The sequence below is a fragment of the Stutzerimonas decontaminans genome, assembly GCF_000661915.1.
In the GTDB taxonomy this organism is placed as follows: Bacteria; Pseudomonadota; Gammaproteobacteria; order Pseudomonadales; family Pseudomonadaceae; genus Stutzerimonas; species Stutzerimonas decontaminans.
In genome coordinates this window covers 4,204,710-4,227,574 of sequence record NZ_CP007509.1, presented here as the reverse complement: position 1 = coordinate 4,227,574, position 22,865 = coordinate 4,204,710, and the positions used below count along the sequence as shown (strand labels likewise).

At 63.9% G+C, this 22,865-nt stretch carries 28 protein-coding genes; 10 read left to right on the top strand and 18 right to left on the bottom strand.

Annotated elements, in window-relative coordinates; translation table 11 throughout:
- Positions 1-53: 53 nt before the first annotated feature.
- A complete protein-coding gene (gene yrfG / locus UIB01_RS19635) occupies positions 54-734 on the bottom strand; it encodes a GMP/IMP nucleotidase (RefSeq protein WP_038664249.1) in 681 nt (226 codons plus the stop codon).
- Positions 735-852: 118 nt separating this feature from the next.
- Here yrfG and nudE point away from each other — a divergent pair, with 118 nt between their 5' ends.
- Both nudE and cysQ read left to right on the top strand, forming a co-directional pair.
- Positions 853-1,419, top strand: a complete 567-nt coding sequence (nudE, locus tag UIB01_RS19630) for an ADP compounds hydrolase NudE (RefSeq protein ID WP_038664246.1) — start codon at positions 853-855, stop codon at positions 1,417-1,419.
- A complete protein-coding gene (cysQ, locus tag UIB01_RS19625; RefSeq protein ID WP_038664243.1) occupies positions 1,416-2,234 on the top strand; it encodes a 3'(2'),5'-bisphosphate nucleotidase CysQ in 819 nt (272 codons plus the stop codon). The genes nudE and cysQ overlap by 4 nt, the downstream gene beginning before the upstream one ends.
- Positions 2,235-2,303: 69 nt before the next feature.
- Here cysQ and UIB01_RS19620 read toward each other — a convergent pair whose 3' ends face one another.
- Both UIB01_RS19620 and UIB01_RS19615 read right to left on the bottom strand, forming a co-directional pair.
- Positions 2,304-2,756, bottom strand: a complete 453-nt coding sequence (locus tag UIB01_RS19620; protein WP_038664240.1) for a thioesterase domain-containing protein — start codon at positions 2,754-2,756, stop codon at positions 2,304-2,306.
- Between the two features lie 180 nt (positions 2,757-2,936).
- Positions 2,937-3,338, bottom strand: a complete 402-nt coding sequence (locus tag UIB01_RS19615; RefSeq protein ID WP_038664237.1) for a YkgJ family cysteine cluster protein — start codon at positions 3,336-3,338, stop codon at positions 2,937-2,939.
- A gap of 205 nt (positions 3,339-3,543) precedes the next feature.
- Here UIB01_RS19615 and UIB01_RS19610 point away from each other — a divergent pair, with 205 nt between their 5' ends.
- The 5 genes from UIB01_RS19610 (at position 3,544) to UIB01_RS19590 (ending at position 8,688) form a co-directional block, all read left to right on the top strand.
- The gene (locus tag UIB01_RS19610; protein WP_038664234.1) at positions 3,544-5,994 is read left to right on the top strand and encodes a glycogen/starch/alpha-glucan phosphorylase; all 2,451 of its coding nucleotides are present in this window, start codon (positions 3,544-3,546) and stop codon (positions 5,992-5,994) included.
- A gap of 182 nt (positions 5,995-6,176) precedes the next feature.
- Complete coding sequence (locus tag UIB01_RS19605) at positions 6,177-7,187, top strand: class 1 fructose-bisphosphatase (protein ID WP_038664231.1); 1,011 nt, start codon at positions 6,177-6,179, stop codon at positions 7,185-7,187.
- A 3-nt stretch (positions 7,188-7,190) separates the two neighbouring features.
- On the top strand, positions 7,191-7,793 hold the full coding sequence (locus tag UIB01_RS19600) for a DUF924 family protein (RefSeq protein WP_038664228.1): 603 nt from the start codon (positions 7,191-7,193) through the stop codon (positions 7,791-7,793).
- A gap of 76 nt (positions 7,794-7,869) precedes the next feature.
- Positions 7,870-8,124 (top strand): outer membrane protein assembly factor BamE, encoded by a 255-nt coding sequence (locus UIB01_RS19595; RefSeq protein WP_038664224.1) that lies wholly within the window; start codon positions 7,870-7,872, stop codon positions 8,122-8,124.
- Between the two features lie 27 nt (positions 8,125-8,151).
- The gene (locus tag UIB01_RS19590; RefSeq protein ID WP_038664221.1) at positions 8,152-8,688 is read left to right on the top strand and encodes a lipocalin family protein; all 537 of its coding nucleotides are present in this window, start codon (positions 8,152-8,154) and stop codon (positions 8,686-8,688) included.
- A gap of 12 nt (positions 8,689-8,700) precedes the next feature.
- Here UIB01_RS19590 and UIB01_RS19585 read toward each other — a convergent pair whose 3' ends face one another.
- The gene (locus UIB01_RS19585) at positions 8,701-9,126 is read right to left on the bottom strand and encodes a hypothetical protein (RefSeq protein WP_038664218.1); all 426 of its coding nucleotides are present in this window, start codon (positions 9,124-9,126) and stop codon (positions 8,701-8,703) included.
- A gap of 78 nt (positions 9,127-9,204) precedes the next feature.
- On the opposite strand from UIB01_RS19585, the gene pip reads away from it, so the two are divergent.
- Entirely contained in the window at positions 9,205-10,179 is a 975-nt protein-coding gene (pip, locus tag UIB01_RS19580) for a prolyl aminopeptidase (RefSeq protein WP_038664215.1), read from the top strand.
- Complete coding sequence (gene dtd, locus UIB01_RS19575) at positions 10,176-10,613, top strand: D-aminoacyl-tRNA deacylase (protein ID WP_038664213.1); 438 nt, start codon at positions 10,176-10,178, stop codon at positions 10,611-10,613. Before pip ends, dtd begins: the two co-directional genes overlap by 4 nt.
- Before the next feature lie 9 nt (positions 10,614-10,622).
- Here the strand turns inward: dtd and UIB01_RS19570 are convergent, their stop codons facing one another.
- The 10 genes from UIB01_RS19570 to ubiE all read right to left on the bottom strand — a co-directional run bounded on the left by UIB01_RS19570 (position 10,623) and on the right by ubiE (position 17,231).
- Positions 10,623-11,042 (bottom strand): UPF0158 family protein, encoded by a 420-nt coding sequence (locus UIB01_RS19570; protein WP_038664210.1) that lies wholly within the window; start codon positions 11,040-11,042, stop codon positions 10,623-10,625.
- A gap of 163 nt (positions 11,043-11,205) precedes the next feature.
- Complete coding sequence (locus UIB01_RS19565; protein WP_038664207.1) at positions 11,206-11,913, bottom strand: 16S rRNA (uracil(1498)-N(3))-methyltransferase; 708 nt, start codon at positions 11,911-11,913, stop codon at positions 11,206-11,208.
- Positions 11,910-12,713, bottom strand: a complete 804-nt coding sequence (gene tatC, locus UIB01_RS19560; protein WP_038664204.1) for a twin-arginine translocase subunit TatC — start codon at positions 12,711-12,713, stop codon at positions 11,910-11,912. The genes UIB01_RS19565 and tatC overlap by 4 nt, the downstream gene beginning before the upstream one ends.
- Positions 12,710-13,141 carry a Sec-independent protein translocase protein TatB gene (tatB, locus tag UIB01_RS19555; RefSeq protein WP_038664201.1) on the bottom strand — a complete coding sequence of 144 codons (432 nt, stop codon included), beginning with the start codon at positions 13,139-13,141 and terminating at the stop codon, positions 12,710-12,712. Before tatB ends, tatC begins: the two co-directional genes overlap by 4 nt.
- 68 nt (positions 13,142-13,209) lie before the next feature.
- Positions 13,210-13,440: a twin-arginine translocase TatA/TatE family subunit gene (gene tatA, locus UIB01_RS19550; protein WP_015278596.1), complete on the bottom strand. Its 231-nt coding sequence runs from the start codon at positions 13,438-13,440 to the stop codon at positions 13,210-13,212.
- Between the two features lie 20 nt (positions 13,441-13,460).
- Positions 13,461-13,793: a phosphoribosyl-ATP diphosphatase gene (locus UIB01_RS19545; protein WP_038664198.1), complete on the bottom strand. Its 333-nt coding sequence runs from the start codon at positions 13,791-13,793 to the stop codon at positions 13,461-13,463.
- Positions 13,786-14,181 carry a phosphoribosyl-AMP cyclohydrolase gene (hisI, locus tag UIB01_RS19540; protein WP_038664194.1) on the bottom strand — a complete coding sequence of 132 codons (396 nt, stop codon included), beginning with the start codon at positions 14,179-14,181 and terminating at the stop codon, positions 13,786-13,788. The genes UIB01_RS19545 and hisI overlap by 8 nt, the downstream gene beginning before the upstream one ends.
- Before the next feature lie 49 nt (positions 14,182-14,230).
- The gene (gene ubiB, locus UIB01_RS19535) at positions 14,231-15,841 is read right to left on the bottom strand and encodes a ubiquinone biosynthesis regulatory protein kinase UbiB (protein WP_038664190.1); all 1,611 of its coding nucleotides are present in this window, start codon (positions 15,839-15,841) and stop codon (positions 14,231-14,233) included.
- The gene (locus UIB01_RS19530) at positions 15,838-16,461 is read right to left on the bottom strand and encodes a ubiquinone biosynthesis accessory factor UbiJ (protein WP_038664185.1); all 624 of its coding nucleotides are present in this window, start codon (positions 16,459-16,461) and stop codon (positions 15,838-15,840) included. Before UIB01_RS19530 ends, ubiB begins: the two co-directional genes overlap by 4 nt.
- A complete protein-coding gene (gene ubiE, locus UIB01_RS19525) occupies positions 16,461-17,231 on the bottom strand; it encodes a bifunctional demethylmenaquinone methyltransferase/2-methoxy-6-polyprenyl-1,4-benzoquinol methylase UbiE (RefSeq protein WP_038664182.1) in 771 nt (256 codons plus the stop codon). Before ubiE ends, UIB01_RS19530 begins: the two co-directional genes overlap by 1 nt.
- Positions 17,232-17,465: 234 nt before the next feature.
- Between ubiE and UIB01_RS19520 the strand changes: the two genes are divergently transcribed.
- Positions 17,466-17,741 carry a polyhydroxyalkanoic acid system family protein gene (locus tag UIB01_RS19520; RefSeq protein WP_038664178.1) on the top strand — a complete coding sequence of 92 codons (276 nt, stop codon included), beginning with the start codon at positions 17,466-17,468 and terminating at the stop codon, positions 17,739-17,741.
- Between the two features lie 167 nt (positions 17,742-17,908).
- On the opposite strand, the gene UIB01_RS19515 is transcribed toward UIB01_RS19520, so the two are convergent.
- From UIB01_RS19515 to UIB01_RS19500, 4 genes are all read right to left on the bottom strand, one after another.
- The gene (locus UIB01_RS19515) at positions 17,909-18,283 is read right to left on the bottom strand and encodes a gamma-butyrobetaine hydroxylase family protein (protein ID WP_038664175.1); all 375 of its coding nucleotides are present in this window, start codon (positions 18,281-18,283) and stop codon (positions 17,909-17,911) included.
- Between the two features lie 47 nt (positions 18,284-18,330).
- Positions 18,331-19,674 carry an ATP-dependent protease ATPase subunit HslU gene (gene hslU / locus UIB01_RS19510; RefSeq protein WP_038664172.1) on the bottom strand — a complete coding sequence of 448 codons (1,344 nt, stop codon included), beginning with the start codon at positions 19,672-19,674 and terminating at the stop codon, positions 18,331-18,333.
- Between the two features lie 90 nt (positions 19,675-19,764).
- The gene (gene hslV, locus UIB01_RS19505) at positions 19,765-20,301 is read right to left on the bottom strand and encodes an ATP-dependent protease subunit HslV (RefSeq protein WP_038664170.1); all 537 of its coding nucleotides are present in this window, start codon (positions 20,299-20,301) and stop codon (positions 19,765-19,767) included.
- A 137-nt stretch (positions 20,302-20,438) separates the two neighbouring features.
- Positions 20,439-22,811: an FdhF/YdeP family oxidoreductase gene (locus UIB01_RS19500; RefSeq protein ID WP_038664167.1), complete on the bottom strand. Its 2,373-nt coding sequence runs from the start codon at positions 22,809-22,811 to the stop codon at positions 20,439-20,441.
- Positions 22,812-22,865: the final 54 nt, after the last annotated feature.

Here is a 22,865-nt window from a genome sequence, read left to right as displayed (position 1 = left end):
GCAACTGTGCTGCCTAGTGTAAGTCCTTCGGACGTCGGTAGCAGTGCCTGCCGTCACGCTGGCTCGCCACGTAGATTGCTTACCAGATCCAGGTAATCGCCAACCGCGGCGAATTCCTCGGTGTCCTTGGGCGCGCGTCGGCTGTCCGGCTCGCGCACCGCCAGCAGATGGGCAATGCCGAAGGCGCGCGCGCTGCGCAGGATCGGCAGGCTATCGTCGATGAAAAGTGCGCGTGTCGGATCGAAGTCCAGATCCTGACGCAGTGCATGCCAGAACTGCGGCTCCTCTTTGGGGTAGCCATAGTCATGCGAGCTGATCAAGCGATCGAACCAGGGCGCCAGCTCGACTTTCTCGAGCTTGAGCGAGAGTGAGTCGCGGTGCGCGTTGGTGATCAGCACCACGCGCTTGCCGGCCTGGCGCAATGCTGCGAGGAATTCGTCGGCGGAGGGACGCAGGGCAATCAGCTCGGCGATCTCGCGCTTCATCTCGCGGATTGGCAGGTTCAGTTCGCGGCTCCAGTAATCCAGGCAGTACCAGGTGAGCTTGCCGACGTGTTCGTTGAACAGCGGCGCCAGCTCCAGCTCGGCCATGGTGCGGCTGATGCCATGCAGTTCGGCGTAGCGTTGCGGCAGCAGCTCGAGCCAGAAGTGATTGTCGAAGTGCAGATCAAGCAGGGTGCCATCCATGTCGAGCAGGACGGTATCGATGTCGGACCAGGGCAGGTGGGCAGTCATTGGCGGGGCTCGGTTCGGCGTGGATGGACAGGCGGTTGCGGTCAGCTGGTCGCAAAGCACTCACGGCCAGCGCAAGAAGCCGGGTTATGATAGCTGCTCGCGTTTCCAGGAGTTTCCCATGCGCCAGAAACCCACTGTACTTGCCCGTGAGATCGTTGCCAGCAGCCGGCTGTTCCGTGTCGAGGAGCTGCAGCTACGCTTTTCCAATGGTGTCGAGCGCACCTACGAGCGCCTGGTCGGCAAGGGCAGCGGTTATGGCGCGGTGATGATCGTGGCGCTGGCCGACGCGGAGAACGCCCTACTGGTCGAGGAGTACTGCGGTGGTACCGACAGTTACGAACTGTCGCTGCCCAAGGGATTGATCGAGCCGGGTGAAGACGTGCTCGAAGCGGCCAACCGCGAGCTCAAGGAAGAGGCTGGTTTCGGTGCGCGCCGTCTTGAGCTGCTCACCGAGCTGTCATTGTCGCCGGGCTACATGAGCCAGAAGATTCAGGTGGTCCTGGCGCGTGATCTGTATCCCGAGCAACTGCCCGGCGACGAGCCCGAGCCGATGCGTCTCGACAAGGTGAGCCTGCACGAACTGTCCAGCCTGATTCAGCATCCACAGTTCAGCGAAGGTCGCGCACTGGCCGCGCTTTATCTGGCCAAAGATCTTTTGACCCAACGTGGGGAGTTCGGCCGATGAGCCATCCTTATTTGTCATCGGTCATCGACCTGGTGCGCCAGGCCGGTGATGCGATCCTGCCGCACTGGCGCAGCGAGCTGACGGTACAGGCCAAGGCCGACGAGTCGCCAGTGACGGTCGCCGATATGGCCGCGCATCAGGTTCTGGTGGACGGGCTCAGGGCATTGGACAGCGCCATTCCGGTGCTCTCGGAAGAGGATTGCGACCTTCCGTTTGCCGAGCGCGCCAGCTGGACGCGCTGGTGGCTGGTCGATCCGCTGGATGGCACCAAGGAATTCATCGCCGGCAGCGAGGAGTTCACCGTCAACGTCGCGCTGATTGAAGAGGGCAAGGTGCGCTTCGGCGTGGTCGGCATTCCGGCATCCGGGCGCTGCTACTACGGTGGCGAGGAGTTCGGTGCCTGGCGCAGCGAGGCGAACGGCGCGGCTGAGCCTCTGCGTGTGCGCCAGTGCCCCGCGGATGTGTTCACTGTGGTCGCCAGTCGACGCCACAGCAGTCCGGCGCAGGAACAGTTGCTAAGTCGCCTGAGCGAGCGTTTCGGCGAACTGGCGCTGGCCAACGTGGGTAGTTCGCTTAAGTTCTGCCTGCTGGCTGAAGGCGCTGCGGATTGCTATCCGCGCCTGGCTCCGACCTCGCAGTGGGATACGGCTGCAGCGCAGGGAGTGCTGGAAGGTGCCGGTGGCGAGGTGCTGGATGTCAGCGGTGCGGCGCTGCGCTATGAAGCGCGGGAAAGCTATCTGAACCCGTTTTTCCTGGCCCTGCCCAGAGGTGTCGACTGGCGCGAGTGGCTGATCGAGCTGGCCAACCGAGGCTGAATCCGAAGCGGCTGCCCAGCATCGCCTGATGCGGAACCGCCGCGGCAGCAGCGGTTGCAGGGCTACTGCCTATTTGTGCAGAACGAACTGGCCGGTGAAACGCACAGCGTCACGCCCGTCGGCGGCGAGGATGCGGCTTTGGAGTTCCAGGCGCGAACGGCCACGGCGGCGATAGATCGACTCGAAACGCTCCCAGGCTTCGGGAGTCGGCGCGGAGCAGATGGCCATGGCGTCGTCGACTACCGGTAGCGGGTACTCGATCTTGCCTTCGTGAATGACGATGTGCCCATCCTCGATGCCGGCTTCACGCAGTCGCAGATGCAGCCAACCCCAACCCGCCAGCACGGCAGCGCAGTACAGACTGCCGCCAAACATGCTGCTCTTGTGATTGATGTTCGGCTGCAGCGGTACCTGCAGGCGCAACTCGTGGTTTTCCCAGCGCTCGACACGCAGTCCCAGCGAGCGGGTCAGCGGAATGTCGTGGTGGAGGATGGCTTCCAGGTAGCGGCTATCGCGGCTCATGCCGGCAGGTTCCTAAACATTGCGAAGATACAGACAGACGCCAAGCATGACTCTTGAGTCACGGTTTGGCCAGTGCGTTCATGTCATTGCCCGGGCACGCCTTTACCTCCGGCGAATCCGCGCCGGCATGGTCCGCATCGGTGCCGTATTGGCCCTACTCGATAGCAGTTGGTGCGCCGCTCAGCCTTGAGTTTTGCTGCGGTAGGCGCAATAGCCCGGGCGCGGGCCGATGCGCGGGTGGTTGCGGCAGGTGTCCGGACGCTTGGCATAGACCGTGCAGAGCCGGGTCTTGCGGTCCAGATAGAGGCAGTCGCCATTGGTCAGGCGCGTCAGCGTGAAGATTTCATGCTTGTGGTTGAAGTGCTCGACGATCCCCGCCTTGCTGAGGCGCTTGGCAATGTTCTTCGCCGGCTCGTCGCGCTCGAAGGCATCGACCAGTTCCAGGCGAATCAGGTCGCCGATGCGCACCTCGACCGGCAGGGTGCAGCAGGTCGCATGGCAGTCGCGGCACAGGCCGGCGCTATAGCGCACCCAGGTTTCCAGGCGTTCCGGGTCGGCGGAGGCGATCAGTCTTGTCTTCACGGGCAGTCATTTGGGGGGGATTGGGCGGGCGGATCATAGCGAGTCGCGCGCCAATTGCCAGCGCCTTTCAAAGGCGACGACCGGACGGGTGGTAGCGCGGATGTAAAGGAAACCTGCGACGCTTTTTCTGGAATGTTGAACGGAGGTGAACGGGCATGGCTGCCGCGAGTCCCTCTTGTGTGTCTTCGCTAACCGAGGTCTGTCCATGACGCAGGAAACAGCCATTGCCACCGCCGAAGAAGTTGCCGCTTTCCGTGAGCGGGTGTTGCGCAAGCTCACCTACTCGGTGGGCAAGGACCCGGAAAACGCTTCCGATTACGACTGGTTCCATGCGGTAGCCCTGGCCACCCGCGACAGCACCATCGATCGCTGGATGGATTGCACGCGCGGGGCATACACCAGCGGGCAGAAGCGCGTGTACTACCTCTCGCTGGAGTTCCTCATCGGCCGCCTGCTGGTCGATAGCCTGAGCAACCTCGGCCTCTTTGATGTCGCCCGGGAGGCGCTGGCCGAGCTCGACGTGGATATCGACCGCATTCGCCTGCTCGAGCCTGACGCAGCGCTGGGTAACGGTGGCCTCGGTCGTCTCGCCGCATGCTTCATGGAGAGCATGGCCACCCTCGGCGTGGTCTCCCACGGCTACGGCATCCGTTACGACCACGGCCTGTTCCGTCAGGCTATCGTCGATGGCTGGCAGCATGAGCAGACCGAAACCTGGCTGGATTTCGGCAACCCCTGGGAGTTTGAGCGCTCCGAGGTCAAATACCTGATCGGTTTCGGCGGCAACGTCACCGCGGCCACCAACGAAAAGGGCGAGGTTCAGCATTTCTGGCACTGGGCCGAAGGCGTGCGGGCGATCGCCTATGACACGCCTATCGTCGGCTGGCGTGGCGCCGGGGTGAACACCCTGCGCCTGTGGCGTGCGCGCCCGGAGGCGGATTTTCACCTGGCGCGCTTCAACGCCGGCGACCATATCGGTGCCGCGGCGGAAGAAGCGCGGGCCGAAAGCATTTCGCGCGTGCTCTATCCGGCGGACAGTACCGAGGCCGGGCAGGAGTTGCGCCTGCGCCAGGAGTATTTCTTCGTCGCCGCCTCGCTGCAGGACCTGTTGCGCCGCCACATCAAGCAGCGCGGTTCGCTGGGCAGCCTGCCCGAGTACACCGCCATCCAGCTCAACGACACCCACCCGGCGATTGCCGTGGCCGAGCTGATGCGGCTGCTGGTCGACGTGCACAGCTACGAGTGGCAGCACGCCTGGCGGCTGACCACGGCCACGCTGTCCTACACCAACCACACGCTGCTGCCCGAAGCGCTGGAAACCTGGCCGGTAGGTTTGATGGAGCGCCTGCTGCCAAGACACATGCAGATTATCTACCTGATCAACGCCCATCACCTGGATTGCCTGCGCGAGCGAGGTATTCACGACGCCGAGCTGCTGCGCTCGGTGTCGCTGATCGAAGAAGATCATGGCCGCCGAGTGCGCATGGGCAACCTGGCTTTTCTCGGCTCGCACAGCACCAATGGCGTGTCCGGGCTGCACACCCAGCTAATGCGCAAGACCGTGTTTACCGATCTGCACAGCCTTTATCCGCAGCGGATCAACAGCAAGACCAACGGCATCACCTTCCGCCGCTGGCTCTATCAGGCCAATCCGCAGCTGACTCAGCTGCTGGTAGAACATCTCGGCGAGAAAGTCCTCGATGAGCCGGAAACCCGCCTGCGCGAGCTCGAACCCTATGCCGAACAAGCGGCTTTTCGCCAGCGCTTCGCCGAGCAGCGCCTGGTCAACAAGCGTCATCTGGCCAATGTGATCGAGGAGCGGCTGGGTATCAGTGTCGATCCGACCGCGCTGTTCGACGTGCACGTCAAACGCATTCACGAGTACAAGCGTCAGTTACTGAATCTGCTGCACACCGTTGCGCTGTATCAGGCGATTCGCTCCGACCCGGGCGGCAACTGGGTGCCGCGGGTGAAAATCTTCGCCGGCAAGGCGGCGGCCAGCTATCACCAGGCCAAGCTGATCATCAAGCTGACCAACGACATCGCCAACACCATCAACGCCGATCCCACCGTGCGCGGGCTGCTCAAAGTGGTGTTCCTGCCCAACTACAACGTCAGCCTGGCCGAGGACATCATTCCCGCGGCCGATCTGTCCGAGCAGATTTCCACGGCCGGGCTGGAGGCCTCGGGGACCAGCAACATGAAGTTCGCCCTCAACGGCGCGCTGACCATCGGCACGCTGGACGGCGCCAACGTGGAGATGAGCGAGCAGATCGGCCTGGAGCACATGTTCATCTTTGGCCTCACCGCGCAGGAGGTGAACGCGAAGAAGCAGGCCAATGAATACAACGCCGAGGCGATCATCGGCGCCTCGCCCCGACTTGCTGAGGTACTTTCGGCAATTCGCGGTGGTGCGTTCTGCTCGGGCGATCCGGGCCGTTATGTCGGCCTGGTGGATGGCATCAGCTGGCACGACACCTTCATGGTCTGCGCCGATTTCGAGGCCTACTGGCAGGCGCAGCTGGACGTCGAAGAGTGCTGGCGCGATCCGGATCGCTGGTGGCGCTCATCCGTGCTGAACACGGCGCGCACCGGCTGGTTCTCGTCGGATCGCACCATCCGTGAATACGCGCGGGAAATCTGGAAGGTGATGTGAGCGCAGGCCCGCCGGTGCTTCCCGCCGGCGGGCGGTCCCGTACTGGTGAGCGTCGCTGGTCGTACTGGCGATCTGCTCGCCGCTGCGCTGAACTCTGCCGGGGGCGGACCGGTCTGAGGGGAGTTAGTTTTCCTACGGCCTGCTAAACTGCGCGGGTTTATCCTTCCTCCGGAGTCATTTCCATGTCACGCGTAACCCTCAGTCGCTACCTCATCGAGCAGACTCGCAGTAACAACACCCCTGCTGATCTGCGCTTTCTCATTGAGGTCGTGGCACGAGCGTGCAAGGAAATCAGCCACGCGGTCTCCAAGGGCGCCCTCGGCGGCGTACTCGGCAGCGCCGACAGCGAGAACATCCAGGGCGAAGTGCAGAAGAAGCTCGACGTGCTCTCCAACGAAATCCTGCTGGAGGCCAACGAGTGGGGCGGTCACCTGGCCGGCATGGCTTCCGAGGAAATGGACAACGCCTACCAGATTCCCGGCAAATACCCCAAAGGCGCTTACCTGCTGGTCTTCGACCCGCTGGACGGCTCGAGCAATATCGACGTCAACGTCTCGGTCGGCACCATCTTCTCCGTGCTGCGCTGCCCGGATGCCTGTTTCAGTCAGAACGACGCGCTCGGCGAGGAAGCCTTCCTGCAGCCGGGGACCAAGCAGGTTGCCGCCGGCTACGCTATCTACGGCCCGCAGACCATGCTGATTCTGACGCTCGGCCATGGCGTGATGGGCTTCACGCTGGATCGCGAGCTGGGCAGCTTCGTGCTGACCCATGAAAACCTCAGCGTTCCGCAGAGCACCGCCGAGTTCGCCATCAACATGTCCAACCAGCGCCACTGGGAAGAGCCGGTGCAGCGTTATGTCGGCGAGCTGCTGGCCGGCAAGGAAGGCCCGCTGGGCAAGAACTACAACATGCGCTGGATCGCCTCGATGGTGGCCGACGTGCATCGCATCCTCACCCGTGGTGGCCTGTTCATGTACCCGCGTGACAACCGCGACCCATCGATGGCGGGCAAGCTGCGCCTGATGTACGAAGCCAACCCGATGGCGATGATCGTCGAGCAGGCCGGCGGTGCCGCCACCAACGGTACGCAGCGCATTCTGGAGATCCAGCCGGAGTCCCTGCACCAGCGCGTGCCGGTATTCCTCGGCTCGAAGGAAGAAGTCGAACGCGTCACCGGCTACCACAAGGGCTGACCGATGCAGGCGCCCTGGCAGGACTTGCTCCACTGGTGGTTTGGCCAGGGCACCAGCGCCAGCGAGATCGCGGCTGAAAAGCAGCGGCTCTGGTTCGGTTACCGCGCAGAACAGGACGACGAGGCGCGCCAGCGCTTCGGTGCGCTGGTCGAGCAGGCACTGAACGGCGAGCTGCAGGATTGGGCGGAGTTGCCCGAGGGCTGGCTGGCCCTGGTGCTGCTGCTCGATCAGCTGCCGCGCATGATCCATCGCAACACACCACGGGCGTTCGCCGGCGACGAGCGCGCGCAACATCTCGTCCGCGACGGCCTGGCGCATGGCGGCGACATGCTGCTGGCGCCGATCCAGCGCGTGTTCATCTACCTGGTCCTGGAGCACACGGAGAACCTGGCAGCGCAGGATCTTGCCGTCTCGCACTTCAGTGCTCTGCGTGATATTGCCGACGAGCATGAACAGGCGCTGTTCGTCGACTTCCTCGACTATGCCGAGCGCCACCGTGAGGTGATCTCACGCTTCGGCCGCTTCCCCCATCGCAACGCCATTCTCGGTCGTGAAACCAGCGACACCGAGCAGTTATTTCTGGAACAGCCGGGCTCGTCCTTCTGAGGTCGGCTACTACTCAGGCAACGCCCCGCGGCGTGTTTGCGGGACATTGAACCTTAGAACAAGCAAGGAGCTCGATATGCCATTGCGTACCCCATTGCTGATTGCCTGCGCTGTGTTACTGGCTGCCTGCAGCCCGATCACCCAGGAGAACTTTGCCAAGCTCAAGCCAGGCATGGAGCGGGTGGAGGTGGAGAAACTGCTTGGTAAACCCGCCGAGTGCGCGGGCGCGCTGGGTATGTCCAGCTGCACCTGGGGCGAAAAGGATCGCTTCATCAGCGTCCAGTTCGCCGGTGACAAGGTGATGATGTTTTCCGGCAAGGGGCTGAAATAGTCGCTGTTGCAACTCAGGAGAGATCTCATGCGTGCGAGTGTCGTTGCCCTGCTGTGCCTGATGCTGTTGAGCGGATGCGTAGGTGGCGGACGCGAGCAGCCCCCTGAGACGGTGGGCGAGGTCGACCTTCAGCGCTATCAGGGAACCTGGTACGAACTGGCACGCTTGCCGATGTTCTTTCAGCGCGATTGCATACGCTCCGAAGCGTATTACCAGTTGCAGTCCGAGGGCAGCGTGGCGGTGACCAATCGTTGCGAAACCGAAGATGGCGACTGGCAGGAGGCCAAAGGCGAAGCGGTGCCGCAGGAAGCCGGCAGTACCGATCGGCTCTGGGTGCGCTTCGACAACTGGTTCAGCCGGCTCTTTCCCGATCTGACCAAGGGCCACTACTGGGTACTCTATCTGGACGAGGGCTATAGCACCGCGTTGGTCGGCAGCCCGGATCGCAAGTACCTCTGGCTACTGGCACGGGACACCGAAGTCGATCAGGCGACTCGCGCGCGTCTGCTCTCCGAGGCCGAGCGGCGCGGTTATGACACCAGTGCACTGATCTGGCGGCAGTGAACATCGGTCCTTTCACTCCCACTCCAGACGCGCCAGCAGCCATTCGCCCTGCTCCTGACGCCACTCGAGCCTGATCTGATAATGCCCCGCTTGCTGCGGTAGTAACGACTCGGCGCCGGCGAGCGTTACCTGTGCTTCGGTATGGCCGCGATCGGGATAGGTCGGCTCGATCCAGCTGCGCTGACTGAGCGCGATTACCCGGACATTGCGATGACGCAGGAACATCAGCGTCGCCGTGCGCCGCGCCCATTCACGATCGTACTGCCGCTGAGCCTGAAAATCGGCGTGCAACAGTTCCATCAGGTCGCCTACCTGCTTGTTCTCCAGGGTCGTCTGCAGTTGCTCGGCGGCCTGCTGCAGCGCCGTTTCCGGGTCGTCGCGGCCGCAGCCGACCAGGGTCATCAGTAGCGCCAGTGCCGCTATTTTCCATGCTGACATGCTCAACTCCGTGAACCTCGTTATGATGCCGCTAACGTCATGGGGGCCGGCCGGCCCGCCGCAGATCAGGAGTGTGCCATGCAGACCTTGTATCCGGAGATCAAACCCTACGCCCGGCACGAGCTGGCGGTGGAAGAACCGCATGTGCTCTATGTCGACGAGAGTGGGTCGCCGGATGGTCTGCCCGTGCTGTTCGTCCACGGCGGTCCCGGCGGCGGCTGCGATGCCCTCAGCCGGCGCTTCTTCGATCCGACCCTGTACCGCATCATCACCTTCGATCAGCGTGGCTGCGGACGTTCGACGCCCCATGCCAGTCTGGAAAATAACACCACTGCGCATCTGCTCGCCGACATGCAGCGTATCCGCGAGCATCTGGGCATCGACAAGTGGGTCCTGTTCGGTGGTTCCTGGGGCTCGACGCTCTCGCTGGCCTATGCGCAGGCCTATCCCGAACACGTGCACGCCTTGATCCTGCGCGGCATCTTCCTCTGTCGCCCGCAGGACCTCGCCTGGTTCTATCAGGAAGGCGCCAGCCGGCTCTTCCCAGATTACTGGCAGGACTTTCTCGCGCCGATTCCGCCGGAGGAGCGTGACGATCTGATGCAGGCGTTCTATCGGCGCCTCACCGGACCCGACCAGATCGCTCAGATGCACGCCGCCAAGGCCTGGTCCTGCTGGGAAGGGCGCACCGCGACGCTGCGGCCGAACAGCCACGTCGTCGAACGTTTCTCCGATACTCACCGGGCGCTGTCGATGGCTCGCATCGAATGTCACTACTTCGTCAATCAGGCGTTTCTCGAGCCAGATCAGCTCTTGCGCGACATGCCGAAGATCGCCCACCTGCCGGGCATCATCGTGCATGGCCGCTACGATGCGATCTGCCCGCTGGACAATGCCTGGGCATTGCATCAGGCGTGGCCGAACAGCGAGTTGCAGATCATCCGCGATGCCGGGCACTCGGCGGCGGAGCAGGGCATTACCGATGCCCTGGTACGCGCCACCGGCGAGATCGCCCATCGCCTGCTCGATCTGCCGCCGGCGGATGCCGAATGAAGGGGCTGATACAGCGCGTGCGCCAGGCGCGCGTCGAGGTAGCGGGGGAGGTCGTCGGGTCCATCGACCAGGGGTTGCTCGTACTGGTAGGTGTCGAGCGCGAAGACGACCACGCGCGGGCAGACAAGCTGCTGCACAAGTTGCTCAGTTATCGTGTCTTCAGCGACGATCAGGGCAAGATGAATCTTTCGCTGAAGGATACCGGCGGCGGCCTGCTGCTGGTTTCCCAGTTCACCCTGGCGGCCGATACCCGCAGCGGTCTGCGGCCGAGTTTTTCCAGCGCGGCGCCACCTTCGCAGGGCGAAGCGTTGTATGACTATCTGCTGGCGCAAGCGCGCGCCCAGCACCCTCAGGTGGCATGCGGGCGTTTCGGCGCCGACATGCAGGTGCATCTGGTCAACGACGGTCCTGTGACCTTTCTCCTGGAAAGCTGAGGTGCAACGTCAGTGGCGCACTGGCTCCAGGTCGTTGTCGCGCAACCAGGTCATCGCGTATTCGCGTAGCTGGACGGTCTGGTAGCGCAGCCAGGCCTCCCTGACCTCGGGAAAGTCCTCCAATTTGAAGTCGAATGTGCGCAGCGGCTTGCGGCCCTTCAGCGCATTGCTCAGCACCGCGTGGGCGATGGGGTCGTGCTGGGTGAACAGGAAGGCTTCACGCATGGCGATTGATTGCGCCAGCTCCAGCGGCTCGATGTGCAGATAGCGGTCCTGCTGTACGTCGTATTTCTCCATGACACCGGGGGCGGGCTCGCTCGGGAACACGGCACGGATCTCACCGTTTTCCAGGTCCAGGTAGTATTCGGCGCTGTCGCGTCCATCCAGAGCGTACTCCAGACGGTGCATGTCGATGGTCAGTGGTCGCATGGCTAGAACGGCTCTTTATTGGATTAGGGCATATGTCGGGTGCCGCGCGTGTCGCACGGAACCATGAGCAGTCTTAGCCTCTGACTCCCTTGCACCGGGTGGGTGCGTTACGTTCATCGGGCGCGCTCATCAGCCCGGCGAACGGCTGCGCTAGCTGCGGGGTTTAGAACAGCCTGGCCAGCAGCGCGCTGACTGCAGTCTCGACGCGCAGGATGCGCTCGCCCAGCTGTACCGGCTGCAGACCCGCGGCGGCGAGCTTTTCCACCTCGTAGGGAATCCAGCCGCCTTCCGGGCCGATCGCAAGGGTGACAGGCCCAACGACAGCGCGTGGACAGTGCGGATAGTCGCCGGGATGACCGACCAGGCCCAGGGTGCCCGCGCTGAGTTGCGGTAGGCGATCCTCGACGAAGGGCTTGAAGCGCTTTTCGATGATGACTTCCGGCAGCACGGTATCGCGGGCCTGCTCCAGCCCGAGAATCAGCTGTTCATGGATCGCGGCTGGTTCAAGGAAGGGTGTCTGCCAGAAGCTTTTCTCCACCCGATAACTGTTCAGCAGCACCAGCCGCGGCACGCCCATGGTTGCGACGGTCTGCAGCACGCGGCGGAGCATTTTCGGTCGCGGTAGCGCCAGCAGCAGCGTCACCGGCAGCTTGGCCGGGGGTGGTTGGTCGAAGCTGACCTGCAGCTCCGCCTCGCCGGCATCCAGACGCAGCAGACGGCCATTGCCCATCTTGCCGCCGACCAGGCCGACCTTGAGGCTTTCGCCGACCTCGGCACGATGCACCTGTTGCAGGTGCGTCAGGCGACGATCACGCAACAGCACGCGGTCGTCGGCGACAAAGTCCGCCTGATCGAGCAGCAGCAGGTTCACGGGCGTGGGGTGGGGGGCTGATCACCGGTGTCCGGCGCTTCGCCCTCGGCATCGCCGCGGAAATGCGGGTCGCGCTTCTTCACCAGGCTGCCGCAGATCACTCCGGCTTCGAACAGCAGCCACATCGGCACGGCCAGCAGCGCCTGGGAGAACACGTCGGGCGGGGTCAGCACCATGCCGACGGCGAAGCAGCCGACGATCACGTACGGGCGACTCTTGCGCAGGGTGGCGACGTCGACGATGCCGACCCAGATCAGCAGGAACGTCGCCACCGGAATCTCGAACGCCACGCCGAAGGCGAAGAACAGCGTGAGGACGAAGTCCAGGTACTGGCCAATGTCGGTCATCATCGCCACGCCTTCCGGTGTCACGCTGGCGAAGAAGCCGAACATGATCGGGAACACCACGAAGTAGGCGAACGCCATGCCGGCGTAGAACAGGAAGATGCTCGACACCAGCAATGGCACGGCGATGCGCTTTTCATGCTTGTACAGGCCGGGCGCGATAAAGCCCCAGATCTGATGCAGGATGACCGGCATCGACAGGAACAGCGCGACCATCAGCGTCAGCTTGAACGGGGTCAAGAAGGGCGAGGCCACGCCAGTGGCGATCATCGTCGCGCCTTCGGGCAGATAGGCGCGCAGCGGCGCCGCGACCAGTGCGTAGATCTGCTGCGAAAAGTAGAACAGCCCGCCGAACAGCAGGGCGATGGCCACGACACAACGCAGCAGGCGCTTGCGCAGCTCGGTCAGATGCGCGACCAGCGGCATTTCCTGGTCGTCGATGGAGGACTGGCTCATGGTTCGGGTGATCTGTCCAGGCGAGGAGTGGGGGCGGGTTCGGCGCCAGCGGCGGGCGATTCCGCAGGCGGCGCTACCGTACTGCTGGTGTCAGGCGCGCTGCTGGCCGCGCTGGTATCGCCGACCTCGGTTGCGTTGCCCGCAGGTGGCGGCGTGGCAGCGGTCGAGGGGCTGGATGGCGCCGACGGCATGATGCTCTGCTTCATTTCCCGCTCGAGGTCGAGGATGCGCTCGTTATGCAGCTGACGGCGGATCTCGTCGGCGCCGATTTCGCGCTCCACCTCGGCCTTGATATTGCTGAAGCTGCGTTTCAGCCTGCCTACCCATAGGCCGGTGGTCCGCACCGCGCCCGGCAAGCGTTCCGGGCCGAGCACCATCAGTGCCACCAGGCCGACCAGTAGCAGTTCGGTGAAACCGATATCGAACATCAGAACGTGCTCACATCAATAGAGAGAGCGGCCGCGCAGCGACTGCACGGCCGCATCGAACCAAGGGACTAGTCTTTCTTGGTCGGTTCTTCGACCTTGCGCGCCTGCGCATCGATGGTGTGGTTCTGCTTGTCTTCGACGCCGGGCTTTTCCTCGTCGGTGCCCATGGATTTGCGGAAGCCCTTGATCGCATCACCGAGATCGGAGCCCAGGCCCTTGAGGCGCTTGGTGCCGAACAACATGATGACGATGAGCAGGATGATCAGGAGTTGCCAGATGCTGATGCCGCCAAAACCCATGGTGATATCTCCGATGTGAATCAGGATTGCGGACGCGCGGCTTTCTCCGCGTGTCCGGAAAGACCGAAGCGCCGATCCAGTTCGTCCAGCACGGCCTGCGGGTGCTGGCCGAGGGCGGCGAGCATGACCATGCTGTGGAACCACAGATCGGCGGTTTCGTAGATCAGGTCGCTGGCGTCGCCACTGGCGGCGGCGTCCTTGGCGGCAAGGATGGTTTCCACCGACTCCTCACCGACTTTCTCGAGAATCTTGTTCAGGCCCTTGTGATACAGGCTGGCAACATAGGAGCTGTCCGGCGCCGCACCTTTGCGCGCCTCCAGCACTTCGGCCAGACGGGTGAGGGTGTCACTCATGCTTGTGCTCCGCATAGATGGCGTGCGGGTCCTTGAGAACCGGCTCGACGACCTTCCAGGCGCCGTTTTCGAACACGCGATAGAAGCAGCTTTCCCGGCCAGTATGGCAGGCGATGCCGCCGATCTGCTCGACCATCAGGATGATCACGTCCGCATCGCAGTCCAGGCGTAGTTCATGCAGCTTCTGTACATGCCCGGATTCCTCGCCCTTGCGCCACAGCTTGCCACGTGAGCGTGACCAGTAGATGGCGCGGCCTTCCTGCGCGGTCAGCGCCAGCGCCTCGCGGTTCATCCAGGCCATCATCAGCACGCGACCAGTCTTGTGGTCCTGGGCGATCGCCGGGACCAGACCGTCGGCGTTCCAGTTGATTTCGTCCAGCCAGTTCATCGGGTTCTCCGCTCAATGGGGCAAGTGTGCCAGCCCGCACCCGCGATGGCTATCGGCGCACCACTATGAAGACGCCGGCTACCAGCATGACCCAGGCCGGCCAGGCGGCGATTGCGGCAAGGTTCTCGGCGCCGGCTGCCAGCGTGGCGCCACTGCCCAGCAACACCGCACCGGTCAGCCGCAGCGGCCAGCCGTGGTGACGCTCGCGCCAGGGTGGCGGCGGGTTGTTCGCATGCGGATGCGCCATGCGCTCGAGCAGCTCGCGGGTCATGTGCGCCAAGTGCGGCAGCTGCTCGATCTGCGCATGTACGTTCTTGACCAGCTGCTTGGGACTCATGCGCTCGCGCATCCAGCGCTCGAGATAAGGCTGACCGGTGCTCCAGAGGTCGAGATCCGGGTACAGCTCGCGGCCGAGACCTTCGATGTTGAGCAGCGTCTTTTGCAGCAGCACCAGTTGCGGCTGCACTTCCATGTTGAAGCGCCGCGCCACCTGGAACAGACGCACCAGCAGCTGGCCAAAGGAGATGTCCTTCAGCGGTTTCTCGAAGATCGGCTCACAGACGGTGCGGATCGCAGCTTCGAACTCGTTGACCTTGGTTTCCGCCGGCACCCAGCCCGAATCAATGTGCAGCTGCGCCACCTTGCGGTAGTCGCGCTTGAAGAACGCCATCAGGTTGCGCGCCAGGTAATCCTGATCTTCCGGCGTCAGGCTGCCGACGATGCCGAAATCCACCGCGATGTATTGCGGGCTCCAGGGCTGGTGGGTGCTGACGAAGATATTGCCGGGGTGCATGTCGGCATGGAAGAAGCTGTCGCGAAACACCTGGGTGAAGAAGATCTCCACGCCGCGCTCGGCAAGCTGGCGCATGTCGGTGTTCTGCCGTGCCAGCCCGGCCATGTCGGTCACCGGGACGCCGTAAATGCGCTCCATCACCAGCACCTGCGGGCGGCAATAGTCCCAGTAGACCTGCGGCACGTAGAGCAGCGGCGAGCCTTCGAAATTGCGCTTGAGCTGGCTGGCGTTGGCGGCTTCGCGCAGCAGGTCGAGCTCGTCGTAGATGGTCTTGGCGTAGTCGTCGACCACTTCCACCAGATGCAGACGGCGCGCGTCGATGGATATGCGCTCGGCGCTGTTGGCCAGCATGAACAGCCAGGCCAGGTCCTGGCTGATGATCGGTCGAAGATTCGGGCGCACCACCTTGACCACCACTTCCTCGCCGGAACGCAGCTTGGCCGCGTGCACCTGAGCTACCGAAGCGGACGCCAGCGGCTTGCTGTCGAAGCGAGCGAAGATTTTGCTTACCGGAGCGCCCAGCTGGCGCTCGATCAATGCCGTGGCGACCGCTGAATCGAAGGGCGGCACGCGGTCCTGCAACATCGCCAGCTCTTCGGCGATATCCGGCGGCAGCAGGTCGCGACGGGTGGAAAGGATCTGCCCGAACTTGATGAAGATCGGCCCCAGTCCCTCCAGCGCCAGGCGCAGGCGCGCGCCACGTGACAGCTCGCTGCGTCGCCGCGGAATCCAGCGCCAGGGCAGCAGGTAGCTGGTGCCACGTAGCCACCAGGGCATCGGCAGGTCGAGAATGATGTCATCGAGGCGGTAGCGGATCACCACCAGCAGGATGCGAAACAGGCGGCGTGCGGCGGCGAACAGCTTCATTCGGGGCGATCTGGATTCAGGTTGAGGGCGAGGCGCTCGATGCGGGCTTCGAGCCGGTCGAGGGCAAGTTTCATGTCATCCAGCTCGTCGAAACGCGCCTGGGCTTCGGCCTGGCCGACCAGCGTGCGCGACTCCTCACTGAGGTAATCGGCCAGATCCTGACGCAGCGAGCCGGCGCTGTCGCGCAGCCAGTCCAGCGGGTTGCGCAGGCTGGAGCCGAGCAATTGTGCGCCGACCGGGCCGAGCCAGCGGGAGATCTCGTATTCCCAGTCCAGCTCCAGATCCTGCAGCACCTCGGCGAGGTTCATCAGCAGGCCGCTGTCGCCATCGATCTGGACCTCGGGGCCATGCAGCACCGCGGTCTTGTTGCGGCTGACGGCCAGGCGCAGCAGGCTGCTCGCCGGCGCGCGCAGGCGGCAATCGGCATCCGCGCCCCAGCTGCTGGCCAGGCGCAGGCCTTCGTCATCGGCGAGGATGAACAGGCGCCAGGCCGGCGCCGTGCAGTCGATCTCGATGATCCTGCCGCTCAGGCGTGCCAGCCGCGGTAATGCCGTGGGGTCCAGGCGCAGGACGCGATTGATGCCGCGCTCGGCGCCGGCCAGCAGGGCAGTGCGCAACATCAGGGCTTGATGCCTCGGTGCAGGGCGACGATGCCGCCGGTCATGTTGTGATAGCTGACGCGCTCGAAACCGGCGGTCTCCATCATGCTCTTGAGGGTTTCCTGATCCGGGTGCATGCGGATCGACTCGGCCAGGTAGCGATAGCTCTCGGCATCGTTGGTGATCAGCTTGCCCATCATCGGCAGCAGACTGAACGAGTAGGCATCGTAGGCCTTGGAAAACAGCTGGTTGGTCGGCTTGGAAAATTCCAGCACCAGCAGGCGGCCGCCCGGCTTGAGCACGCGCAGCATGGAGGCGATGGCGTCTTCTTTATGGGTGACATTGCGCAGGCCGAAGGCAATGGTGACCACGTCGAAGTGGTTGTCCGGGAAGGGCAGCTTCTCGGCATCGGCCTGGACGAACTTGACGTTGCCGGCCACGCCCTTGTCCAGCAGCTTGTCGCGGCCGACCTTGAGCATCGAAGCGTTGATGTCGGCCAGTACCACCTCGCCGGTGGGACCGACGATGCGCGAGAACTGGCGGGTCAGGTCGCCAGTGCCGCCGGCGATGTCCAGTATGCGGTTGCCGTGGCGGGCGCCGGACAGCTCGATGGTGAAGCGCTTCCACAGCCGGTGCACGCCGCCGGACATCAGGTCGTTCATCAGGTCGTACTTGGCGGCCACGGAGTGGAACACCTCGGCCACCTTCTGCGCCTTCTGGCTTTCCGGCACGTTCTTGTAGCCGAAATGGGTGGTCGGTTCTGCGTCATGCGCTTTGCGAGGGTCGGTCATGTCACTTTCGCCGAGAAGAATGTGCCCGGCATTCTAAACCTAAATAGACGGCTGATAAGCGTCGAGCTGGCGGACGCGGGCAAAAGGTCTAGCGGCGGCATGTCGCAGGATGGCGCTGGCGGCGACAGGGTTGCAGGAGTTGGACTCAGCGATAGGAGCATGCGGGGCGGCGAAGCGTCGCCGGCCGCTGCTTTGCTATAGTGCGCGCCTTTTCGGGCGCAGCCAGGAGTCCTCATGGCCCAGATCATCGTCGAACGTACCCATAATCTTGGCCGCGAGGCCGCTCGCGAGAAGGCCGACGAGCTGGCCGCACGGCTGGCGCGCGAATTCGGCGTGAGCTGTCAGTGGCAGGGCGACGTGCTGGCAGTCCGGCGCAGCGGTGCGGATGGGCGTATCGAAGTCTACGAGGACAGTGTCAAGGTGCTGCTCAACCTTGGCCTGTTGCTCTCGGCCATGGGCAACAGCATTCAGGGTCAGATCGAGCGGGCGCTGGATAAGGCGCTGGCCTGAGCTGGCGCAGCTTAACGGGCGCCTCGATAGGTGCGGGGACGTAGGGTGGATGTCGCTTTTTACATCCACCGCGACTCCAATCGGTGGGCCGCCACCCGGTGGATCGCCATCCGGTGTGCCGCCACCCGGTGGATCGGTGGAGCGTGATCCACCCTACGGTTTGCCTTTCAGAGCATCAGCTTGACCACGGATTCGTTCGGGTCGCGCGACTTGCCAGCGGCCGCCAGCGCCGCGAGATAGTCATCCCACAACGCCTGCTGATTCAGCGCCAGGCGTTCCAGATAGTCCCAGGTGAACAGGCCGCTGTCGTGGCCATCGCTGAAGGTCAGCTTCAGCGCGTACTGGCCGGCGGGTTCGATCTGCTCCAAGCCGACATTCAGCTTGCCGGTCTGCAGCACCGGATTGCCGTGGCCCTGCACCTCGGCCGAGGGTGAATGCACGCGCAGAAACTCGGCAGTCAGCACATGGCGCTCGTCACTACCGTATTCCAGTTCCAGCGTTTTCGACGCCTTGTGCAGCTTGATTGCGGTGGGAATGCGCATGCGACGCTCCGGAAAACCGGCCGTGGCGATCGCCACGGCCGCGACGGTTAGAGAATGTAGCGCGACAGGTCTTCGTCCTGCGCCAGCTCGCCGAGGTGCTCGTTGACGTAGGCGGCATCGATGCAGATCGCCTCCCCATCCTGCTTGGTCGCGATATCGGCAGCGCTGAAGGAAACCTCCTCCAGCAGGCGCTCGAGCAGGGTATGCAGGCGACGGGCACCAATGTTCTCGGTCTTCTCGTTGACCTGCCAGGCGATCTCGGCGATGCGCTTGATGCCGTCTTCGAGGAATTCGATGTGCAGGCCCTCGGTCTTCAGCAGCTCGCGGTACTGCTCGGTGAGCGCGGCATGCGGTTCGGTGAGGATGCGCTCGAAGTCTTCTGGCGACAGTGCCTTGAGCTCGACGCGAATCGGCAGACGACCCTGCAGCTCCGGCACCAGGTCGCTGGGCTTGGACAGGTGGAAGGCGCCGGAGGCGATGAAGAGGATGTGATCGGTCTTGACCATGCCCAGCTTGGTGTTGACCGTGCTGCCTTCGATCAGCGGCAGCAGGTCGCGCTGCACGCCCTCGCGGGAGACGTCGGCACCGCTGGTGTTGCCGCGCTTGGCAACCTTGTCGATCTCGTCGATGAAGACGATACCGTTCTGCTCGACCGCTTCCAGGGCTCGGGCCTTGAGGTCTTCTTCGTTGACCAGGCGCGCGGCTTCCTCGTCGCGGATCAGCTTGAAGGCTTCCTTGATCTTCAGCTTGCGGCTCTTCTTCTTGCCCTTGCCCATGTTGGCGAAGAGGTTCTGCAGCTGGTTGGTCATCTCCTCCATGCCGGGTGGGGCCATGATCTCCACCCCGGCCGGGCTTTCGGCCACTTCGATGTCGATTTCCTTGTCGTCCAGCTGGCCTTCGCGCAGGCGCTTGCGGAACAGCTGGCGGGTGTTGGAATCGCTCGGCTGCATTGGCTCCTCGGAGAAGCCCACCGGGCGCGCCGGCGGCAGCAGCGCATCGAGAATGCGTTCTTCGGCGGCGTCTTCGGCGCGATGGCGCATCTTGTGCACCTCCTGCTCGCGCAGCATCTTCAGCGCGGCGTCGGCCAGGTCGCGGATGATCGACTCGACGTCGCGGCCGACATAGCCGACCTCGGTGAACTTGGTCGCTTCCACCTTCAGGAACGGCGCATTGGCCAGCTTGGCCAGGCGGCGGGCGATCTCGGTCTTGCCGACGCCGGTCGGGCCAATCATCAGAATGTTCTTCGGGGTGACTTCCTGGCGCAGCTCGGCCGGCAGCTGCATACGCCGCCAACGATTGCGCAGGGCGATGGCGACGGCACGCTTGGCGTCGTCCTGGCCGATGATGTGGCGGTTGAGTTCGTGGACGATCTCGCGGGGCGTCATGGACATTGATTCGTTACTCCGGAAGGCTGGACGGGGTACAAACAGGCAGCTTGAAAAACCTAGGCGAGGCAACGCAGCTGGTTTTTCATCGGCCTGTCAGACCGCGCTGTCCAGCTCCTCTATGGTCAGATTCTGATTGGTGAACACGCAGATGCTGCCGGCGATGGTCAGTGCCGTCTCGGCGATTTCCTGGGCCGACATATCGGCGCCGGCCTTGAGCAGCAGTGCCTTGGCCGCGGCCTGGGCGAAGCCGCCGCCGGAACCCATGGCGATCAGGTCGTCTTCCGGCTGCACCACGTCGCCGTTGCCGGTGATGATCAGCGAGGCGTCCTTGTTGGCCACCGCCAGCATGGCCTCCAGGCGGCTCAGCGAACGGTCGGTACGCCAGTCCTTGGCCAGCTCGACGGCGGCGCGGACCAGATGCCCCTGATGTTTCTCCAGCTGGCCTTCGAAGCGTTCGAAGAGGGTGAAGGCGTCGGCGGTGGCGCCGGCGAAGCCCGCCAGCACCTGGCCGTGATAGAGGCGGCGGACCTTCTTGGCGTTGCCTTTCATGACGGTGTTGCCCAGGGAAACCTGGCCGTCGCCGCCCATGACGACTTTGCCGTTGCGGCGCACTGAAACGATGGTGGTCAAAGGAAAATCTCCACACTGCGGGGCGATGAATGCCCGAATGCGGTTGATATGGGGGACTGCTGGCGGCTTTTCAACGGCTGTCGATGAGGTTCATCGACAGCCGTGTTACAGCGCTTTGCTTTGCAGCGCTCAGTCGCTCAGGCCGGTCCGGGCTCTTCGCTGCGCTGCCATCGACCGGGCTGGCGCGGCACGTCGCCGGCAACCGCCGCGGCGATCAGCTTGCGCAGGCGCACCGGGATCGACTTGGCCGCCGGCACCTTGCTGCGTTCGGCGTGGTGCCAGACGGGCAGCAGCGCGTTGCATTCCGGGTAATAGCCGGCGCAGCAGCCCTCGGGAATGTTGTAGGGCGTCACCCGCAACGGGCTGACTGCGCGATGCACGCCATCGTCGACCACGGTGATCGCTTCGATGCGATCGTTCTCGGCCAGGCCCAGGCGGGCGATGTCGTTGCGGTTCATCAGAATCACCGCGCGGGTGCCATGAATGCCGCGGAAGCGGTCGTCGTAGCCGTAGACGGTGGTGTTGAACTGGTCATTGCTGCGCAGCGTCATCATCTGCAGTACGTCGTGCCGCTCGTGGCCGTTTTCTTCGGTATCCGGGTCGGCGGACAGCGATGGCGGATTGATGAAGTTGGCCTTGCCCGACTCGGTATCCCAGCGTCGTTCGCTCGCACCGAGCGGGCGGTGGAAGCCGCCGGGCTCCATCATGCGCACGTTGAAGTCGTGGAAGATCTCCGGGTAACTCTCGGCAATGGCGTCGCGTATCAGGCTGTAGTCCGCGACCCAGGCATCCCAGTCGAGCTGTGGGTTGGGCGCCAGCGTGGCCTTGGCCAGCCGCGCGATGATTGCCGGTTCCGACAGCAGTAGCTCGCCGGCAGGCTGGGCGGCGCCGCGCCAGGCGCGGATGCAGCCGGTGCTGTCCTCGGTGGTGTGGCGCTGCTCGCCGGCGGCCTGACGGTCGATCTCGGTGCGCCCCAGGCAGGGCAGGATATAGGACACCTCGCCGGTGACCAGATGGTTGCGATTGAGCTTGGTCGATACCTGCACCGACAGCCGCAGCTTGCGCCATGCCGGCTCCATCTGCAGGGTGTCGGGAATGGCGCGGACGAAGTTGCCGCCCAGGCCGATGAAGCCACGGATGCTGCCGTCTAGAATGCCTTCGCAGGCCTCCACGGTATTCACGCCATCCTCGCTTGGCGGCTCGAAACCGAACTGTCGGCGCAGGTTGTCCGCCGGGACCTTCGCTGCTTTTTCGGTGATGCCGACGGTGCGCTGGCCCTGCACGTTGGAATGGCCGCGCACCGGCAGGATGCCTGCGCCCTCCTTGCCGATGTTTCCGCGCAATAGCAGCAGATTGACCAGCATCTGGATGGTCTGCACGCCATAGCGGTGCTGGGTCAGCCCCATGCCGTATGGCGCGATAACCCGTTCACAGCTGGCATAAACGGTGGCCGCGGCCTCCATGGCGGTACGGCTCAAGCCCGACCGGCGTTCCAGCTGCGCCCAGCTGTAGCTGCGGATGCGTTGCTCAAAGGCTTCGAAACCGTGCGTGTGCTGCTCGATGAAAGCCATATCGAGTACGCGCTTGCGACCCTCGGCAACGGCCTGGTCGTCCATCTCGAACAGCGCCTTGCACATGCCGGCGATGGCGGCCATGTCGCCGCCGATGGCGAGCTGGTGATATTGGGTGCTGATCACCGTGCTGTCCGGGGTGAGCATCTCGCGCGGCGATTGCGGATTGACGAAGCGTTCCAGCCCGCGCTCGCGCAGCGGGTTGAAGGTGACGATCTGCGCGCCGCGCTCACGAGCCTCTTGCAGCTGATGCAGCATCCGCGGGCTGGAGGTGCCGGTGTTGTGGCCGAAGAAGAACAGGCCGTCGGTGTGTTCGAAATCGTTCAGGGTAACGGTCGCCACCGGCACGCCGATGCTCTCCGGCAGCGCCACCGAGGTGCTCTCGTGGCACATGTTGGAGCTGTCCGGCAGGTTGTTGGTGCCGTACATGCGCGCCAGAAGGCCGTACATGTAGGCCGTCTCCAGCGCCGCGCGGCCGGACATGTAGAACACCACCTGATCGGGATCGGCCATGGCCTTGAGCTCGGTGCCGACCTCGGCGAACGCCCTCTCCCAGCTGACCGGCTGGTAGTGGTCGCTGGCGGGGTCGTAGCGTAGCGGATGGGTCAGCCGACCTTGCTGCTCGAGGTCGAAATCGCTCCAGTTGAGCAGCTCGCTGACGCTGTGCCTGGCAAAGAATTCCGGGCCGCAGCGCAGTGAGGTGGTTTCCCAGGCCGTGGCCTTGGCGCCGTTCTCGCAGAAGGACAGCGGTCGCGACGGGTGCGGTTTGGCCCAGGCACAGCTGACGCAGGCGAAACCGTCGATCGGTTTGTTCTGCTTGAGCAGCAGGCCGATACCCGCTGGCGAGACGCGCTCACGCAGCAGGATGTTGGCGACGGAGTAGGCTGAACCCCAGCCGCCGGCGGGCGCGCGGTAAGGCCTGAACTTGGTCTGGGACACGTCGTTTCTCCTTCTGCCAGGGGAGCTTGTCTGTTTACGACGGGGACCACGGCG

Bases quoted from the DNA above. Each gene is read 5' to 3' on its own strand.
- UIB01_RS19605 (WP_038664231.1), top strand. From the start codon at position 6,177: ATGTCACGCGTAACCCTCAGTCGCTACCTCATCGAGCAGACTCGCAGT.
- pip (WP_038664215.1), top strand. From the start codon at position 9,205: ATGCAGACCTTGTATCCGGAGATCAAACCCTACGCCCGGCACGAGCTG.
- UIB01_RS19600 (WP_038664228.1), top strand. From the start codon at position 7,191: ATGCAGGCGCCCTGGCAGGACTTGCTCCACTGGTGGTTTGGCCAGGGC.
- UIB01_RS19520 (WP_038664178.1), top strand. From the start codon at position 17,466: ATGGCCCAGATCATCGTCGAACGTACCCATAATCTTGGCCGCGAGGCC.
- yrfG (WP_038664249.1), bottom strand. From the start codon at position 734: ATGACTGCCCACCTGCCCTGGTCCGACATCGATACCGTCCTGCTCGAC.
- UIB01_RS19585 (WP_038664218.1), bottom strand. From the start codon at position 9,126: ATGTCAGCATGGAAAATAGCGGCACTGGCGCTACTGATGACCCTGGTC.
- tatA (WP_015278596.1), bottom strand. From the start codon at position 13,440: ATGGGTTTTGGCGGCATCAGCATCTGGCAACTCCTGATCATCCTGCTC.
- UIB01_RS19590 (WP_038664221.1), top strand. From the start codon at position 8,152: ATGCGTGCGAGTGTCGTTGCCCTGCTGTGCCTGATGCTGTTGAGCGGA.
- tatB (WP_038664201.1), bottom strand. From the start codon at position 13,141: ATGTTCGATATCGGTTTCACCGAACTGCTACTGGTCGGCCTGGTGGCA.
- tatC (WP_038664204.1), bottom strand. From the start codon at position 12,713: ATGAGCCAGTCCTCCATCGACGACCAGGAAATGCCGCTGGTCGCGCAT.
- ubiE (WP_038664182.1), bottom strand. From the start codon at position 17,231: ATGACCGACCCTCGCAAAGCGCATGACGCAGAACCGACCACCCATTTC.
- dtd (WP_038664213.1), top strand. From the start codon at position 10,176: ATGAAGGGGCTGATACAGCGCGTGCGCCAGGCGCGCGTCGAGGTAGCG.
- cysQ (WP_038664243.1), top strand. From the start codon at position 1,416: ATGAGCCATCCTTATTTGTCATCGGTCATCGACCTGGTGCGCCAGGCC.
- UIB01_RS19620 (WP_038664240.1), bottom strand. From the start codon at position 2,756: ATGAGCCGCGATAGCCGCTACCTGGAAGCCATCCTCCACCACGACATT.
- hisI (WP_038664194.1), bottom strand. From the start codon at position 14,181: ATGAACTGGCTGGACGAAATCAACTGGAACGCCGACGGTCTGGTCCCG.
- UIB01_RS19545 (WP_038664198.1), bottom strand. From the start codon at position 13,793: ATGAGTGACACCCTCACCCGTCTGGCCGAAGTGCTGGAGGCGCGCAAA.
- nudE (WP_038664246.1), top strand. From the start codon at position 853: ATGCGCCAGAAACCCACTGTACTTGCCCGTGAGATCGTTGCCAGCAGC.
- UIB01_RS19570 (WP_038664210.1), bottom strand. From the start codon at position 11,042: ATGCGACCACTGACCATCGACATGCACCGTCTGGAGTACGCTCTGGAT.
- UIB01_RS19530 (WP_038664185.1), bottom strand. From the start codon at position 16,461: ATGTTGCGCACTGCCCTGCTGGCCGGCGCCGAGCGCGGCATCAATCGC.
- UIB01_RS19610 (WP_038664234.1), top strand. From the start codon at position 3,544: ATGACGCAGGAAACAGCCATTGCCACCGCCGAAGAAGTTGCCGCTTTC.
- ubiB (WP_038664190.1), bottom strand. From the start codon at position 15,841: ATGAAGCTGTTCGCCGCCGCACGCCGCCTGTTTCGCATCCTGCTGGTG.
- UIB01_RS19515 (WP_038664175.1), bottom strand. From the start codon at position 18,283: ATGCGCATTCCCACCGCAATCAAGCTGCACAAGGCGTCGAAAACGCTG.
- hslU (WP_038664172.1), bottom strand. From the start codon at position 19,674: ATGTCCATGACGCCCCGCGAGATCGTCCACGAACTCAACCGCCACATC.
- UIB01_RS19595 (WP_038664224.1), top strand. From the start codon at position 7,870: ATGCCATTGCGTACCCCATTGCTGATTGCCTGCGCTGTGTTACTGGCT.